Annotated in this window: 17 protein-coding genes; 4 read left to right on the top strand and 13 right to left on the bottom strand. The window is 60.1% G+C overall.

All coding sequences use genetic code 11. The features are described from left to right. Together phnC and phnD are read right to left on the bottom strand one after the other, a co-directional pair. Positions 1 to 792, bottom strand: coding sequence for a phosphonate ABC transporter ATP-binding protein (gene phnC / locus KBP52_RS05675; protein WP_212622307.1), 792 nt, complete (start codon positions 790 to 792; stop codon positions 1 to 3). After that, positions 789 to 1,655 (bottom strand): phosphonate ABC transporter substrate-binding protein, encoded by an 867-nt coding sequence (phnD, locus tag KBP52_RS05670; protein ID WP_116029119.1) that lies wholly within the window; start codon positions 1,653 to 1,655, stop codon positions 789 to 791. Before phnD ends, phnC begins: the two co-directional genes overlap by 4 nt. A 109-nt stretch (positions 1,656 to 1,764) precedes the next feature. Between phnD and KBP52_RS05665 the strand changes: the two genes are divergently transcribed. From KBP52_RS05665 to map, 3 genes are all read left to right on the top strand, one after another. Further along, positions 1,765 to 2,622, top strand: coding sequence for a LysR substrate-binding domain-containing protein (locus KBP52_RS05665; protein ID WP_212622306.1), 858 nt, complete (start codon positions 1,765 to 1,767; stop codon positions 2,620 to 2,622). Positions 2,623 to 2,686: 64 nt separating this feature from the next. Next, complete coding sequence (locus KBP52_RS05660; protein WP_007918027.1) at positions 2,687 to 2,914, top strand: ParD-like family protein; 228 nt, start codon at positions 2,687 to 2,689, stop codon at positions 2,912 to 2,914. Continuing rightward, positions 2,911 to 3,702, top strand: coding sequence for a type I methionyl aminopeptidase (map, locus tag KBP52_RS05655; protein ID WP_077573263.1), 792 nt, complete (start codon positions 2,911 to 2,913; stop codon positions 3,700 to 3,702). The genes KBP52_RS05660 and map overlap by 4 nt, the downstream gene beginning before the upstream one ends. A 446-nt stretch (positions 3,703 to 4,148) precedes the next feature. Here map and KBP52_RS05650 read toward each other — a convergent pair whose 3' ends face one another. From KBP52_RS05650 to ribBA, 5 genes are all read right to left on the bottom strand, one after another. Then, a complete protein-coding gene (locus KBP52_RS05650; RefSeq protein ID WP_134173701.1) occupies positions 4,149 to 5,303 on the bottom strand; it encodes an ABC transporter ATP-binding protein in 1,155 nt (384 codons plus the stop codon). Positions 5,304 to 5,319: 16 nt separating this feature from the next. After that, positions 5,320 to 6,129, bottom strand: coding sequence for an ABC transporter permease (locus KBP52_RS05645; protein WP_007918021.1), 810 nt, complete (start codon positions 6,127 to 6,129; stop codon positions 5,320 to 5,322). 6 nt (positions 6,130 to 6,135) lie between these two features. Continuing rightward, positions 6,136 to 7,083 (bottom strand): ABC transporter permease, encoded by a 948-nt coding sequence (locus KBP52_RS05640; RefSeq protein WP_161986573.1) that lies wholly within the window; start codon positions 7,081 to 7,083, stop codon positions 6,136 to 6,138. Beyond that, on the bottom strand, positions 7,080 to 8,105 hold the full coding sequence (locus tag KBP52_RS05635) for an ABC transporter substrate-binding protein (RefSeq protein ID WP_008088087.1): 1,026 nt from the start codon (positions 8,103 to 8,105) through the stop codon (positions 7,080 to 7,082). The genes KBP52_RS05640 and KBP52_RS05635 overlap by 4 nt, the downstream gene beginning before the upstream one ends. Positions 8,106 to 8,522: 417 nt before the next feature. Then, on the bottom strand, positions 8,523 to 9,632 hold the full coding sequence (ribBA, locus tag KBP52_RS05630) for a bifunctional 3,4-dihydroxy-2-butanone-4-phosphate synthase/GTP cyclohydrolase II (RefSeq protein WP_212622305.1): 1,110 nt from the start codon (positions 9,630 to 9,632) through the stop codon (positions 8,523 to 8,525). A 68-nt stretch (positions 9,633 to 9,700) separates the two neighbouring features. On the opposite strand from ribBA, the gene KBP52_RS05625 reads away from it, so the two are divergent. Further along, on the top strand, positions 9,701 to 9,997 hold the full coding sequence (locus KBP52_RS05625) for a DUF1330 domain-containing protein (RefSeq protein ID WP_077573259.1): 297 nt from the start codon (positions 9,701 to 9,703) through the stop codon (positions 9,995 to 9,997). Positions 9,998 to 10,122: 125 nt separating this feature from the next. On the opposite strand, the gene KBP52_RS05620 is transcribed toward KBP52_RS05625, so the two are convergent. The 6 genes from KBP52_RS05620 to KBP52_RS05595 all read right to left on the bottom strand — a co-directional run bounded on the left by KBP52_RS05620 (position 10,123) and on the right by KBP52_RS05595 (position 14,831). After that, positions 10,123 to 10,686: an NUDIX hydrolase gene (locus KBP52_RS05620; protein ID WP_212622304.1), complete on the bottom strand. Its 564-nt coding sequence runs from the start codon at positions 10,684 to 10,686 to the stop codon at positions 10,123 to 10,125. Position 10,687: 1 nt separating this feature from the next. Next, the gene (locus tag KBP52_RS05615) at positions 10,688 to 11,440 is read right to left on the bottom strand and encodes a GntR family transcriptional regulator (RefSeq protein ID WP_077573257.1); all 753 of its coding nucleotides are present in this window, start codon (positions 11,438 to 11,440) and stop codon (positions 10,688 to 10,690) included. Between the two features lie 42 nt (positions 11,441 to 11,482). Next, positions 11,483 to 11,887: a carboxymuconolactone decarboxylase family protein gene (locus KBP52_RS05610; protein ID WP_016984498.1), complete on the bottom strand. Its 405-nt coding sequence runs from the start codon at positions 11,885 to 11,887 to the stop codon at positions 11,483 to 11,485. A gap of 134 nt (positions 11,888 to 12,021) precedes the next feature. Then, positions 12,022 to 12,507, bottom strand: coding sequence for a flavin reductase family protein (locus KBP52_RS05605; RefSeq protein ID WP_077573256.1), 486 nt, complete (start codon positions 12,505 to 12,507; stop codon positions 12,022 to 12,024). 12 nt (positions 12,508 to 12,519) lie between these two features. Further along, positions 12,520 to 14,001: an aldehyde dehydrogenase gene (locus KBP52_RS05600; protein ID WP_212622303.1), complete on the bottom strand. Its 1,482-nt coding sequence runs from the start codon at positions 13,999 to 14,001 to the stop codon at positions 12,520 to 12,522. Further along, positions 13,998 to 14,831 carry an alpha/beta fold hydrolase gene (locus KBP52_RS05595; RefSeq protein WP_212622302.1) on the bottom strand — a complete coding sequence of 278 codons (834 nt, stop codon included), beginning with the start codon at positions 14,829 to 14,831 and terminating at the stop codon, positions 13,998 to 14,000. Before KBP52_RS05595 ends, KBP52_RS05600 begins: the two co-directional genes overlap by 4 nt. Positions 14,832 to 14,842 lie beyond the last annotated feature (11 nt).

The raw sequence follows: 14,842 nt of genomic DNA, 5'->3' as shown, positions 1-14,842 counted from the left end.
TCAGGCCCTCGAGGCAGCGCGGTAGGACAGGGTGGGCGTCGGGATGTCAGCGGAGAATTCTGTGGATTGCCCCGGGTAGATTCGCGCCAGATCGGCGTCGGTCATGCTCGACGCTTGGCCATCGAACACCAGGTTGCCGTGCGCGAGGCCAACCACGCGGTCGCCAAACTCGCGGGCGTATTCGACCTGATGCAAGTTGCACAGCACGGTGATGCCCAGCTCGCGGGTGGCATCGCGCAGATACTGCAACACCAGGCGCGCGGTCTTCGGGTCGAGGCTGGCGATCGGTTCATCGGCCAGAATTACCTGCGGTCGTTGTGCCAATGCGCGGGCGATGCCGACGCGCTGCTTCTGCCCGCCGGACAATGAGTCGGTGCGCTCGCCGGCCTTGTGCGCCAGCTCGACGCGCTCCAGGCATTGCATCGCCAGTGCCACATCGTCACGGCGGAACAGCTGCAGAATCGAGGCGAGGGTGCCGACGGAGCCGAGGCGACCGGTCAGTACATTCTTCAACACACTCAGGCGTGGGACGACGTTGTGGTGCTGAAAAATCATCGCGACTTCACGGCGCAGAACGCTGGTGTCAGGGCAGGTGAGGGCATCGATACCGGCGACATTCAGCGTGCCGCTGTCGGCCTGCGCCAAACGATTAATACAGCGCAGCAAGGTCGATTTGCCAGCGCCGGACTGACCGAGCACCACGACGAACTCGCCGGCCGCGACCTCCAGGTCGATGCCGCGCAACACCGGGTTGCTGCCGTAGTGTTTGGTCAGTTGGCGGATGCTGATCATTTCATGCTCCGCAAATCGAGATCGAGCACCTTGGCGGTGTCGCGCACCACGTCATACGACGCGTCGGTGGTGGGCTGGAAGCCATTGAGCACGCCCTGATCACCCCACGGCACATCCTTGATCGAGGCCAGCGCGTCGGCGACTTTCTTCTTCAGTTCCGGATCGAGCGCCTTGCGCCAGACCATTGGCGACTCGGGGATCGGCTTGGAACTCCAGACGATTTCGAAGTCATCCTGCTTCACCACACCTTTGGCCACGGCACTGGCGAAGATGCGGTCAGCCACGGCTGCCGCGTCGACTTTCTTGTTCTCGACTGCAAGGATGCTGGCGTCGTGGGAGCCCGAAAAGATCACTCGTTTGAACAATGTATCCGGCGCAAATCCTGCCTGCTCCAGCCCTGCTTTCGGGAACAGATGGCCGGACGCCGAACTCGGGTCAACGAACGCGAATGTATGACCCTTGAGGTCGGCCAGCGAGTGAATGCCGCTGTCCTTGCGCGCCAGAATCACGCTTTTGTAAGCGCTCTGGCCGGTCTTCTTGGTCACCGCCACCGAGAACGCCTCGACGTCGGCCACCGAGGTCGCCAGCACGTAAGAGAACGGCCCGAGGTAGGCGACGTCGAGCTTGCCCGAGCGCAGCGCTTCGATGATGCCGTTGTAATCGGTAGCCACGAACGGCACCACCGGCATGCCGATTTTGGCTTGCAGATCGTCGAGCACTTGTTTGCTCGATTCGATCATCGCTTGGGAGTCTTCCGAAGGGATCAGGCCAATGGTCAGTTTGTCCTTGGCCCAGACTTGGCTGGCGCCGAAGGCAAGTGCGGTGAAGCTGACGACACGCAGAAACTGTTTGATTGTTTTCATGGCATTCCACGGTGTGGTTGGGAGTTGCCACAGGCTAGGTCTGTCACGTGACAGTCATTCAATCAATTCAATATGCGAAACCGCAGCTAACTATTGATGGAGTCTATGGATGTCGAGCGCCAAACTTCGGGCCTTTCTCGCCGTTGCCCGTCACGGCAGTTTCAGTGCCGGGGCGCGGGCGTCAGGCTTGAGCCAGCCGACGCTGACCACGCAAGTGCAGGCTCTGGAACGTCAGCACAATGTTGAGCTGTTCCATCGGCGTGGGCGGCGCATCGAGTTGTCGGATGTGGGTCGGCAACTGCTGCCTATCGCTCAGCGCATCGCCCTGCTGGAACTGGAAGCGCATAACCTGATGCGTGATTCCGGGCGCCTCGACAGCGGCCAGCTCAAGGTCGGTGCGGTGGGGCCGTTTCATGTGATCGAAATGGTCGACAGCTACTTGCAACAACATCCGAATATCGATGTGTCGATTCGCGTCGGCAACTCGGCGCAAGTGCTGTCGGATCTGGAAAATTACGTCACCGACATCGCCGTGCTGGCCGGGCGTCAGGATGATCCGGCGTTGTGTTCGGTGCGTTATGCGCGGCACGCGATCATCTTGTTTGCGCACCATGAGCATCCGCTGGCCAATCGCGGCAGCGTGCGCTTGGAAGAGCTACAAGGGCAGCGGCTGTTGCAACGTGAGCCCGGTTCGACCACGCGGCTGGTGCTGGAACAGGCGCTGAATGCGGCGCAGGTCAAACCGCGTATCGCCATGGAAATCGGCAGTCGCGAGGCGTTGCGGGAAGCGGTGGTGCGTGGGCTGGGTTTGGGCGTGGTGTCGGAAGCGGAGTTCATTGCCGATCCAAAAATCCGCACGATCAGAATCGATGGCGAAGAACTCTTTACCGAGACTTATCTGTACTGCCTGGCCGAACGGCGTTCCAGTCGGCTTATCTCATCGTTTTTCGATGCGGCGCTAAGTTGATTTGCAATTTCGCTTAAGGCTTGGCTAATATACGATCCATATACACATCGTATCGGATTCATATATGGGCATCGTAAAGATTTCAGAGGACATGCACGAGAACCTGCGGATCTCCAGCAACGCCCTCAGCCGCTCGATCAACGCGCAGGCCGAGCACTGGATGCGCATCGGCATGCTCGCCGAACTGCACCCCAACCTCGACCACAGCGCCATTTGCCGCTTGCTGATCCGCGCCGAACAGAACGGCGGGCTGGATCTGCAACAACTGACTCAGGAAGCCGTCAGCGCATGAGAAACCAGATCAAGATCAACACCCCGGCCGACATCGCGCAATCTCGCGCTGCCGGCAAACTCGCCGCTGAAGTGCTGGCGATGCTAGTGCCACACGTCAAGGCCGGCGTTACCACTGATCAGCTCGATCAACTGTGCAACGACTACATCGTCAATGTGCAAAAAGCAGTGCCGGCCAACGTCGGTTATCACGGCTTTCCGAAAACCGTCTGCGCCTCGGTCAATGATGTGGTCTGTCACGGCATTCCGTCGGGCACGCCGTTGAAGGATGGCGACATCGTCAACCTCGACATCGCGGTGATCAAGGACGGTTGGTTCGGCGACACCAGCCGCATGTACGTGGTCGGTGAGGCGACGCCTGAAGCGCAGCATCTGATCAAGACCACCTATGACGCCATGTGCGCGGGGATTCGCGTGGTGAAACCGGGCGCGACGCTGGGCGACATCGGCCACGCGATCCAGACGTTGGCGGAGAAGGAAGGCTTCAGCGTCGTGCGCGAGTATTGCGGGCACGGGATCGGCAAGGTCTATCACGATGAGCCGCAGATTCTGCATTACGGCTTTCCCAATCAAGGCATGAAGCTCAAGGCCGGGATGATTTTTACCGTTGAACCGATGCTCAATGCCGGCAAGCGTCATGTGAAAAACATGCCGGATGGCTGGACCGTGCTGACCAAGGACGGCTCGTTGTCGGCGCAGTGGGAGCATATGGTTGCGGTGACGGAAACCGGATTTGAAATCCTCACCGCGTGGCCGGATGAGATAGAAGGCTACCGCGCCATCGTCTGATACCGCGTCGACTGTTTCCCTCACCCTAGCCCTCTCCCGGAGGGAGAGGGGACTGACCGAGGTGTTTGGACAAGTTACACCGACCTGAAAATGCAGCGTCGAACTCAGGTTTTGTACAACAGGGAGATCGCCTCCCTCACCCTAGCCCTCTCCCGGAGGGAGAGGGGACTGACCGGGTTGTTTGGACAAGTTACATCGACCTGAAAATGCAGCGTCGAACTCAGGTTTTGAACAACATGGAGATTGGCTCCCACCCAAGCCCTCCCGAAACGTCGGACCGCCCAGAGGGAGAGGGGACTGATTGAGGTGTTCTTTCGAGGTACGCCGACTTGGGATACCGAGTCGAACTCAAGTTTTGAACAACATGAAGATCGGCTCCCTTTCCCCCTCGCCCCCCTGGGGGAGAGGGCTGGGGTGAGGGGGTAAATCTCACAGGCAACACGATTTCAGTGGGAACCGGCAGCCTTGTTCAGGTCGCTTTCGGTCCATTCGGTGTAGACGCAGGCATCAGCGGTGGCCCAGCGCACTTGCACCGGGTCGCCAGCCTTCAGCGGCATGCCAGCAGCCGACAACGCTTTCACCGTCATCGAAGTCCCGCCCGAGGTGACCACGCTGCACGTCTGGCTCTCACCGAGAAACAGCACTTCCACAACCTTCGCTGAAACCTCATTCCAACCCGACGGCAACGGTTCGCTGATCGCCTGTGCCACGCTCAACGCAAGTGCCTTTTCCGGCCGCACCATCAGCAACACATCCTGATCGGTGTGCAAACCAGCGGTCAGGCGAATCGACAATGACTGACCTTCAAACGAAGCCGCCGCATTACCTTGCGCCTTGAGCTTGAGGAAATTCGAATTCCCCAGAAACGACGCGACAAACGCATTCGGCGGATTCTGATACAGGTCATAACCGCTGCCCAGACCGACAATCTTGCCGTGACTGAAAATCGCGATGCGTTGCGACAAACGCATGGCTTCTTCCTGGTCGTGGGTCACGTAAACGATGGTGATGCCCAGACGGCGATGCAGTTGGCGCAATTCATCCTGCAAGTCCTCACGCAGTTTTTTATCCAACGCCCCCAGCGGTTCATCCATCAGCAAAATGCGCGGCTCGTAAACCAGCGCCCGGGCAATGGCGACACGTTGTTGCTGACCACCCGATAGTTGCGAAGGGCGACGATGAGCGAACTGCTCAAGCTGAACCAGTTTCAACATCGCATCGACGCGCTTGTCACGTTCAGCCGCCGCCAGTTTGCGAATCGCCAAAGGAAACGCAATGTTGTCGCGCACCGACAGATGCGGGAACAACGAATAACGCTGGAACACCATGCCAATGTCACGCTTGTGCGGAGGCACATTCACTAGCGACTGACCATTGACGAGAATCTCGCCACTGCTCGGCGTTTCAAACCCGGCGAGCATCGACAGCGTGGTGCTTTTGCCTGAGCCGCTGGAGCCGAGGAAGGTGAGGAATTCACCGTCCTTGATGTCCAGCGAGATGTTGTCGACCGCAGCAAAATCACCGTAGTGCTTGTTCAGGTTGCGCAGGCTGACCAGGGGTTTGTCGTTCTGCTGGGAAGCGTCTTTGATCACGGCACTCATGTCGTACTCCTGGCGCTCAGGCGCTGATTTCGTTGCGCCGGCGCAGCGCGGCGGCGATGACCATGACCAAGACCGACAAGCCGATCAGCAGCGTCGAAGCGACGGCGATCACTGGCGTCAGGTCCTGGCGCAAGGTGGTCCACATTTTCACGGGAAGGGTTTGCAGGGTCGGGCTGGCCATCATCACGCTGAGCACCACTTCGTCCCACGAAACGAGGAAAGCGAAGAGGGCGCCGGCGACCATGCCCGGACGAATCGCCGGGAACGTCACTTTGAACACCGCTTGCAGGCGTGAAGCGCCGCAAATCACCGCGGCGTCTTCAATCGACTGATCGAACAGCTTCAGCGAGTTGATGATCGAGATGATGGTGAACGGCAGCGCGACGATCACATGGCTGACGACAAACGCGAACATCGTCCCGGTGTAACCGAGCTTGAGGAACAGCGCGTACACCGCCACGGCGATGATCACCAGCGGCACGATCATCGGCAGGGTGAACAGGCCGTAGAGCATTTCCCGGCCGGGAAAACGTCCGCGCACCAGCGCAAACGCAGTCGGCAAACCGAGGGCCACGGCGCAGATCGTCGTCAGTACTGCAACTTTGAGGCTGGCCGCAGCGGCGTTCATCCAGTCGGGGTTGGAGAAGAACTGGCCGTACCATTTCAGCGTCCAGCCCGGTGGTGGAAACACCAGCCACTGCGACGAACCGAATGACAGCAGCACGATAAACACGATCGGCAACAGCAGGAACAGACCGATCAGCCCGGTGGTTGCATACAAGCCGAAGCGCATGCGCCGGCTCATCGCATTGGGAGTCAGGAGCATGTCGGCTTACCTCGCGTTACTGGCGCCAACCGGGGATTCCGGCTGAAGCTTCAGGTAGAAGTAGAACAGCACCAAAGTGATCGCGATCAGCAACGCGGCGCCGGCACTGGCCAGGCCCCAGTTGAGGAACGATTGCACCTGCTGAATGATGAACTCCGGCAGCATCATGTTCTGCGCCCCGCCGAGCAGCGCCGGGGTCACGTAGTAACCGAGCGACATGACGAACACCATCAAGCCACCGGAGGCCAGACCCGGCCGGCACAGCGGCAGGAACACCCGGAAGAAGTTGGTCCACGGACTGGCGCCGCAAATCGAGCCGGCCTGCAGGATCATCGGGTCGATGGCCTGCATGGTCGCCTGCAACGGCAGGACGATGAACGGGATCATGATGTAGCTCATGCCGATCACCACGCCGGTGAGGTTGTGGACCATTTCCAGCGGCTGATCGATGATGCCCATCGCCATCAAGGCCTTGTTGATCACACCAGACGCTTGCAGCAACACCAGCCACGAATAGGTGCGGGCGAGCAGGCTGGTCCACATCGACAGCAGCACGATGTTGAGAATCCAGCGCCCCCAGCCGCGCGGCACCAAGGTGATCGCCCAAGCCAGCGGAAAGCCCAGCAGCAAGCTGAACAGCGTCACCAGCCCGGCCACCGAAAAGGTGTTGAGCAGGACGCGGGCATACGCCGAGTTGGCGAACAGTTGTTCATAGTTGCCAAGGCCTGGCGTTGGTTCAAGCACGCCGCGCAACAGCAGGCCAATCAACGGCGCGAGAAAGAACAGGCCGATGAACAGCAGCGCCGGTACGAGGTTGCCGGCGCCGCGCCAGCGTTGTTTGAGGGACGGGGCTTGCTGCATCGCAACCGCCTGTGTTCCGTGGGCCGAGCCGGAAGCGCTGGTCGCGCTCCCGGTGGCAGTGGAGGGACGGGACGCGGTGGCCGCCATTTTCATTTGACCAGCCATTCGTTCCACCGTGTCGCGATGGCCTGGCCGTTTTTGGCCCAGTACGCGAAATCAAGAGTGATCTGATCCTTAGCGTAGGCAGTCGGCAGGTTGGGGGCCAGCGTCGAATCCAGACGCTCCACACTGTCGAGGTTGACCGGGGCGTAGGCGGTCAGGTTGGAGAAGTCGGCCTGGCCCTTGGCGCTGCTGGCGCTGGCCAGAAACTTCATCGCCGCGTCCTTGTTTTTCGAGCCTTTTGGAATCACCAGAATGTCGGCCATGACCAGGTTCTGTTTCCAGCTCACGCCGACCGGTGCGCCGTCTTCTTGCAGGGCGTGAATACGACCGTTCCAGAACTGGCCCATGCTCGCTTCACCGGACGCCAGCAGTTGCTGCGACTGCGCGCCGCCGCCCCACCAGACGATGTCTTTCTTGATGGTGTCGAGTTTCTTGAAGGCGCGATCGAGATCCAGCGGGTAGAGCTTGTCGGCGGCTACGCCATCGGCCAGCAGCGCCAGTTCGAGCACGCCGGGGCTTGGCCATTTATACAGGGCGCGTTTGCCGGGGTAGGTTTTGGTGTCGAACAGGGCGCTCCAGTCCTGCGGCTTGTTGGCGCCGAGTTTGCCCTCGTTGTAGCCGAGGACGAAGGAGAAGAAGAACGAGCCGACGCCGTGATCGCTGACAAAACGCGGGTCGATCTTGTCGCGCTGGATGACTTTGAAATCGAGGGGTTCGAGCAGGCCTTCAGCGGCGGCGCGCAGAGCGAAATCGGCTTCGACATCGACCACGTCCCACTGCACGTTGCCGCTCTCGACCATGGCTTTGAGTTTGCCGTAGTCGGTCGGGCCATCCTGCACGACGGTGATGCCGCTGGCCTTGCTGAACGGATCGGCCCAGGCCTGTTTCTGCGCATCCTGGGTGCTTCCGCCCCAGCTGACGAAGTTCACGCTTTCGGCAGCCATTGCAGCCTGGCCGGTGACGCTGAGCAGTCCCGCAAAAAAGATCGCGGTTGCAGCTTTGTTCAACACCATGTTCACGCCCTCATTGTTGTGTTTTTGAGCGGGCTTGCGTTGTTGCCCGCCTATCGGGAGCAGTAGATGGACGTTCGTTGGAGTGTCCGGTCTATGGAATATCATATTATGGTATTCCAAACTTTGTGCAAGCACTTTGCCTTACCGGTTATCTGGCGGCTGGTGTTTTTTCACTTGAAAGATGTGTAGAGATTTTAGATCCAGCCCCTCACCCCAGCCCTCTCCCAAGGGGAGAGGGGGAAAGGGAGCAGATTTTCATGCTGTTCAAAACCGAGTCCGACCCGGTATTGGAAAGGGAGCCGATCTTTATGCTGTTCAAGGCCTGAGTTCGACTCGGTATTTCAGGTCGGCGTATAGCGACTAAACACCTCGGTCAGCTCCCTCTCCCTCCGGGAGAGGGCTGGGGTGAGGGCAGCTTTATTCAGTGAACGGAATACTCTCGACCACTTCGAGGTCATACCCGGTCAACCCGGCATATTTGAGCGGCGGGCCGAGATGGCGGAGTTTGCCAACCCCCAGATTCTGCAGAATCTGCGCCCCAGTCCCCACCTCGGAATAAATCCGCGATTGCGAACGACTGAACTGCCGCGGCGGCTGGGTCAGTTGCGGCACACGCTCCAGCAACGCCTGCGAAGACTCATGATTAGCCAACACCACAACAACCCCATGCCCCTCAGCCGCGACCCGTTGTAACGCCGCCCACAACGTCCAGTTGCTCGGCCCGCTGTATTCGGCACCGACCAGATCCCGCAGTGGATCGATCACATGCACACGCACCAGCGTCGGCTCTTCACGGCGCAACTCGCCCATGACCATCGCCATGTGCACGCCGCCCTCGATGCGATCCTCAAACGTGATCAAGCGGAAGGTGCCATGCACCGTCGGCAATTCACGTTCGCCAATCCGTTCGATGGTGTGCTCGGTGCTCAGGCGATAGTGAATCAGGTCGGCGATGGTGCCGATCTTGATCCCGTGCTTGCGCGCAAACACCTCCAGATCCGGGCGCCGGGCCATGGTGCCGTCGTCGTTCATCACCTCGACGATCACGGAGGCGGGGGTGAAACCGGCCAAACGCGCCAGATCGCAACCCGCTTCTGTGTGACCCGCGCGAGTCAGCACGCCACCTTCCTTGGCGCGCAGCGGGAAGATATGGCCCGGCTGCACCAGGTCTTCGGCACGCGCATTCGGCGCGACGGCGGCAGCAACGGTGCAGGCGCGATCAGCTGCGGAGATGCCGGTGGTCACGCCAACCGCCGCCTCAATCGACACGGTAAACGCGGTGCTGAACACGCTGCCATTGGCCGGTACCATTTGCTCCAGGCCTAAACGCTGGCAATGTTCGTCGGTCAGGGTCAGGCAGATCAGCCCGCGCGCTTCACGGGCCATGAAGCTGATCGCCTCCGGCGTGCAACGGTCGGCGGCCAGCAGCAGGTCGCCTTCGTTTTCGCGGTCTTCGTCATCGACCAGCAAAACCATTTTGCCGAGACGATAATCTTCGATGATTTCTTCGATGCTGTTGAAGGCCATGCTGGACTCTCAGGGTTCGTTGGAAATATATTGGTATACCATAATACAAAATCAACAAAGAGGTCACTATGAAGGCGTACTGGATTGCTCATGTGGATATAGCCGATGTCGATCACTACAGCCAATACACCCAGCGCGCGCCGGCAGCCTTCGCTGAGTTTGGCGCGAAGTTTCTGGCCAGAGGCGGGCGCAGCGAGGCGATGGAAGGGCGTGAGACGCCGCAGCGCAGCGTGGTGATCGAGTTTGAAAGCTACGAGAAAGCTGTGGCGTGCTACCACTCGGCGGCGTACCAGGAGGCGAAAAGTTACCGCGAGGAATGGGCGAGGGCGGAAATAATCATTGTCGAAGGCATCGCCCCTATCTAACGGACACCGCAGAACCCCTGTAGGAGTGAGCCTGCTCGCGATAGCGGTGTATCAGTCAACATCATCACCGACTGATACACCGCTATCGCGAGCAGGCTCACTCCTACAAAAAGCGGGTTGCGTGATCAGCGGATGAAGTGAATCTTGCCGCTGTCGTCATTGCCCATATAGATCCCATACACCCCAGCCTGACGCTCTTCGATATAGCGCTCGAGAATTTGCCGGATCGCCGGGTAATAGATCTGCTCCCACGGAATGTCTTCCGGCGCGAAGAATTTGTAATCCATAGTCTCGGGCCCGTACTGCCCGGTGATCTCCAGCGCTATCGCACGGAAGATGATGTACACCTCGCTGATCTTCGGCACGCTGAAAATCGAGTAAGGCGAGACGATTTCCGCACGTACGCCGCTTTCTTCCCAGACTTCACGGATGGCCGCTTGCTCGGTGGTTTCGCCGCTTTCCATGAAACCTGCGGGCAGCGTCCAGGTGCCCGGGCGCGGTGGGATCGCCCGTTGGCACAACAGGTATTTGCCGTCCTGCTCGATGATGCAGCCGGCGATGATCTTCGGATTGACGTAGTGGATGTAGCCGCAGCCACGGCACATCAGGCGCTCGTGCGTATCGCCCACCGGTATCTGCTGACCGAGGTCAGGGCCACCGCATTTCGGGCAATAGCTCGGGCTGAACATATCAGTGACCTATACGCGGTTCTTTCAGCGCGATCGGCAGGGTCATGGCCGGGGTTGCACCGGTCTCTTCCTGCTTGCGCTTGAGATAGTCGAGCGCTACCGCAGCGGCAGCGCGAACGTGATCAACACAGGCCTGGTGCGCCACCAGCGGATCACCGCTTTTGATCGCTTCGACCATTTTCTCCATTTCCTGGTTACTCGCACCGCGACGGTTTTCCTGCGACACCGAAGTCGCGCGCAGGTAGCTGATGCGCGCCTGCAACTGACGCAACTGAGTGGCCGCCACATGGTTACCCGAGCCTTCGAGCAGCACGTCGTAGAAGCCTTGCACCGAGTCGATCACCTGTTGCAGTTCGCCGTCCTTCAACGCCTTGCGGTTGTCGTCGAGGGCTTTTTCCAAGGCTTTGATGTCCTTGGCCTTGGCGCGCAGGGTGAACAGCTGAACGATCAGGCCTTCCAGTACGCAACGCAACTCATAGATATCGACGGCATCGGCGAGGGTGATGATCGCTACGCGCGGGCCTTTGGCATCGGCGAACTCGACCAGGCCTTCGGATTCCAGGTGACGCAAGGCCTCGCGCACGGAGGTGCGGCTGACGCCAAGGCGATCACACAGATCGCGCTCGACCAGACGATCGCCGGGCATGAGCTGGAAATTCATGATCGCGCTACGCAGTTTATCCAGCACGATTTCGCGCAGGGTAACGGGGTTGCGATTGACCTTGAAGCTGTCGTCGAGTGGCTGGCGTTTCATGGGGTCCGCTCTTTAAGTTGGCTGTCCATGCCAGACGGGCATCTAAACAGCCGAGGGGTTAACTGAGGCTTCGGCGTCGGCTTCGGCAAAGGCTTCACGGGCCAGCCGGAAACTGTCCACGGCTGCCGGAACGCCGCAATAAATGCCGACCTGAAGCAGAATTTCGCGTATTTGCTCACGACTCAGGCCGTTACGCAAGGCGCCACGCACATGCAGCTTGAGTTCGTGCGGACGGTTGAGCGCCGAGATCATCGCCAGGTTGATCATGCTGCGCTCCTTGAGCGACAAACCTTCGCGACCCCAGACATGGCCCCAGCAGTATTCGGTGACCATTTCCTGCAGCGGGCGGGTGAAGTCGTCGGCGTTGTCGATTGAACGCTGCACGTAGGCTTCGCCCAATACCTGAGTGCGGATTTTCAGGCCTTTTTCGTACTTTTCGTTACTCATCATTCCTCCAGTCACCACAGATCCCTTGTAGGAGTGAGCCTGCTCGCGATAGCGGTGGATCAGTCGACATCAATGTTGAATGTCAGTCCGCTATCGCGAGCAGGCTCACTCCTACAGGGATTTGTGTGAATCCGTCAGGCCAGGGTTGGCAGGGGGCCGAGCTTGCCTTTGTGGTAAATCATCGGCGTCACCGGTTGCTCGGGCAGGATCAGGTTCTTCACCGCGCCAACAATGATCGCGTGATCACCACCATCGTATTCCCGCCACAACTCGCACTCGATGATCGCGGTCGCCTTGGCCAGAATCGGATTACCGAGTTCGCTCAGGTGCCATTCGATGTCCTTGGCCTTGTCCTTGCCCTTTCCGGCAAATGCATAGGCCTCAGCCGTCTGGTCAGCCGACAGCAAATGGATCGCGAACTTCTTGCTGTCGCGCAACACCGGGTAGGTGTCGGAAGCATAGTTGGGGCAGAACAGCACCAGCGCCGGGTCAATCGACAGCGCACTGAAGGCGCTGGCGGTGATGCCGACGATCCCGCCTTCGGGGTCAACGGTGGTGACCACCGTGACGCCGGACGGGAACGAGCTCATGACGTCTTTGTAAATGCCGGGTTCGATCATTTCGCAGGACTCCTAACGCATCACAAACGGATCAGGCATTGGCGCCTGGGAAAGGTTGATCCACACCGTTTTCAGTTCGGTGTAGGCCAGCACCGAATCGATGCCGCTTTCGCGTCCATAGCCACTGTTCTTGAAGCCGCCGATCGGCGCCATCGCTGACACCGCGCGGTAAGTGTTGACCCAGATGATCCCCGAACGAACATCGCGAGCGAGGCGATGGGCACGGCCCAGATCGCGGGTCCAGATGCCGGCGGCGAGGCCAAACTGCGAGTCGTTGGCGATGGCCAGCGCTTCGGCCTCATCTTTGAAGCGGATCACCGACGCCACCGGGCCGAAGACTTCTTCCTGCATGATCTTCATCGAATTGCGGTCGCATTCGAACAACGTCGGCTCGTAGAACCAGCCTTCGCCGAGATCGGTTGGGCGCTTGCCGCCAGTGCGCAAGCGCGCGCCTTCAGCGATGGCATCAGCCACCAGGCCTTCGACCACCGCCAGTTGCTGTGCAGTGGCCATCGGGCCCATTTCGCTGTTGTCTTCCTGCGGGTTACCGATGCGGATGCGCTGGGCGCGTTCGACCAGTCGATTGACGAACTCGTCGTAGATTTCGTCCTGCACCAACAGCCGTGAACCCGACACGCAGCTTTGCCCGGACGCGGCATAGATCCCGGCAATCGCGCCGTTGATCGCGCTGTCCAGATCGGCGTCGGCGAAGATGATGTTCGGCGACTTGCCGCCCAGCTCCAGCGACAGCTTGGCGAAGTTCTCGGCGCTGCTGCGCACCACATGCCGTGCCGTGGCCGCGCCGCCAGTGAAGGCGATCTTACGGATCAGCGGATGGCGGGTGAGGGCGGCGCCAGTGCTTGGGCCGTAACCGGTGACGACGTTGACCACGCCCGGCGGAATCCCCGCTTCGAGGGCCAGACGCGCCAGTTCAAGAATGGTCGCCGAAGCGTGCTCGGACGGCTTGATCACAATCGTGTTGCCAGCGGCGAGGGCCGGGGCGAGTTTGATTGCGGTCAAGTACAGCGGGCTGTTCCACGGAATGATCGCCGCGACTACGCCCATGGCTTCGTGCACGGTGTAGGCGAACAGGTCGGGCTTGTCCAGCGGCAGCGTGCCGCCTTCGAGCTTGTCGGCAAGGCCGGCGGTGTAGTGGAAGAACTCCGGCAGATAGCTGACCTGGCCACGGGTTTCGCGGATCAGCTTGCCGTTGTCGCGGCTTTCCAGCTGCGCCAGTTGTTCCTTGTTTTCCGCGATCAAGTCACCGAGACGACGCAGCAATTTGCCGCGCGCGGTGGCAGTCAGACCACGCCATGCCGGGCTGTCGAATGCAGCCTGTGCCGATTGCACGGCGCGTTCGACGTCCGCTTCATCGGCGTCAGGCAGTTGCGCCCAGGCTTGTGCGGTGGCCGGGTTGAGGCTTTCGAAGGTCTTGCCGGAGAGGGCGTCGACCCATTCTCCGCCGATGCACATCTGGAAGCGTGCGAGTGTCATGCAACGATCCCCTTTATATGGTTTTGTCGGGAGTGTGCGAATTGGAGAAATTCCAGCAGCGTCTGATTGACCAGACGCGGCGACTCTACGGGCATCATATGCCGTTGCTCGGGTAGCACGGCAACCTTCGCACCGGGGATGCGTCGGGCCAGTTGCTCGGCCATTTCCGGGGTCGAACCCGGATCGAGTTCACCGGTGGCGATCAGCGTCGGCGCCTGAATGCTGCTCAGGTCGTCGGCGCGGTACATGTCTTGGGTGGCGAACAATTCATAAGTGGTCAGGTAACCCTGCGGATCATTATTGGCGAGGGTCTGGCGCAATGCGGCGATCTGCGCCGGATTGGCCGCCTGATACTCGCGGCTGAACCAGCGTGACAACGCGGCTTCAGCATTGGCGTCCGGGCCATGTTCCGCCGCTTGTGCGGTGCGCGCGATGACGCCGGCACGCTGTTCTTCGCTGCGATTGAACACACTGTTCAAGACCACCAGGCTTTGCAGGCGCTCCGGGTAATGCAGGGCAAAGGCCCGCGCGACCAGGCCGCCCATGGAGAAACCGATCACCGCTGCCTGCGGCAGATTGAGGTGGTCGAGCAACTCCAGCAGCTGATCGGCGTAACCGAGCAGGGCGGTGCCGCTGGCCGGTCGCGGGCTGGCGCCATGACCGAGCATGTCGTAGGCGATCACCCGGTATTGGCTGGACAGACCGACGATCTGGCCGCCCCACATTTCTTTGTTCAGGCCCACGCCGTGGATCAAAACCACGGGCTGGCCTTGGCCGGTCGCCAGGTAACTGGTGCCAGCCGGGGTGAGTTCAGCGGTGAGCCGAATCATGGAGCGCTCCT

The organism is Pseudomonas sp. SCA2728.1_7 (assembly GCF_018138145.1).
Taxonomy (GTDB): domain Bacteria; phylum Pseudomonadota; class Gammaproteobacteria; order Pseudomonadales; family Pseudomonadaceae; genus Aquipseudomonas; species Aquipseudomonas koreensis_A.
This window is presented reverse-complemented; position numbering and strand designations above follow the sequence as displayed.

What these genes read in the sequence shown, in the direction of transcription:
- map (WP_077573263.1), top strand. Translation starts at nt 2,911, where the DNA reads ATGAGAAACCAGATCAAGATCAACACCCCGGCCGACATCGCGCAATCT.
- KBP52_RS05625 (WP_077573259.1), top strand. Translation starts at nt 9,701, where the DNA reads ATGAAGGCGTACTGGATTGCTCATGTGGATATAGCCGATGTCGATCAC.
- KBP52_RS05615 (WP_077573257.1), bottom strand. Translation starts at nt 11,440, where the DNA reads ATGAAACGCCAGCCACTCGACGACAGCTTCAAGGTCAATCGCAACCCC.
- KBP52_RS05635 (WP_008088087.1), bottom strand. Translation starts at nt 8,105, where the DNA reads ATGGTGTTGAACAAAGCTGCAACCGCGATCTTTTTTGCGGGACTGCTC.
- KBP52_RS05605 (WP_077573256.1), bottom strand. Translation starts at nt 12,507, where the DNA reads ATGATCGAACCCGGCATTTACAAAGACGTCATGAGCTCGTTCCCGTCC.
- KBP52_RS05660 (WP_007918027.1), top strand. Translation starts at nt 2,687, where the DNA reads ATGGGCATCGTAAAGATTTCAGAGGACATGCACGAGAACCTGCGGATC.
- KBP52_RS05610 (WP_016984498.1), bottom strand. Translation starts at nt 11,887, where the DNA reads ATGAGTAACGAAAAGTACGAAAAAGGCCTGAAAATCCGCACTCAGGTA.
- KBP52_RS05595 (WP_212622302.1), bottom strand. Translation starts at nt 14,831, where the DNA reads ATGATTCGGCTCACCGCTGAACTCACCCCGGCTGGCACCAGTTACCTG.
- phnC (WP_212622307.1), bottom strand. Translation starts at nt 792, where the DNA reads ATGATCAGCATCCGCCAACTGACCAAACACTACGGCAGCAACCCGGTG.
- ribBA (WP_212622305.1), bottom strand. Translation starts at nt 9,632, where the DNA reads ATGGCCTTCAACAGCATCGAAGAAATCATCGAAGATTATCGTCTCGGC.
- phnD (WP_116029119.1), bottom strand. Translation starts at nt 1,655, where the DNA reads ATGAAAACAATCAAACAGTTTCTGCGTGTCGTCAGCTTCACCGCACTT.
- KBP52_RS05665 (WP_212622306.1), top strand. Translation starts at nt 1,765, where the DNA reads ATGTCGAGCGCCAAACTTCGGGCCTTTCTCGCCGTTGCCCGTCACGGC.
- KBP52_RS05650 (WP_134173701.1), bottom strand. Translation starts at nt 5,303, where the DNA reads ATGAGTGCCGTGATCAAAGACGCTTCCCAGCAGAACGACAAACCCCTG.
- KBP52_RS05640 (WP_161986573.1), bottom strand. Translation starts at nt 7,083, where the DNA reads ATGAAAATGGCGGCCACCGCGTCCCGTCCCTCCACTGCCACCGGGAGC.
- KBP52_RS05600 (WP_212622303.1), bottom strand. Translation starts at nt 14,001, where the DNA reads ATGACACTCGCACGCTTCCAGATGTGCATCGGCGGAGAATGGGTCGAC.
- KBP52_RS05620 (WP_212622304.1), bottom strand. Translation starts at nt 10,686, where the DNA reads ATGTTCAGCCCGAGCTATTGCCCGAAATGCGGTGGCCCTGACCTCGGT.
- KBP52_RS05645 (WP_007918021.1), bottom strand. Translation starts at nt 6,129, where the DNA reads ATGCTCCTGACTCCCAATGCGATGAGCCGGCGCATGCGCTTCGGCTTG.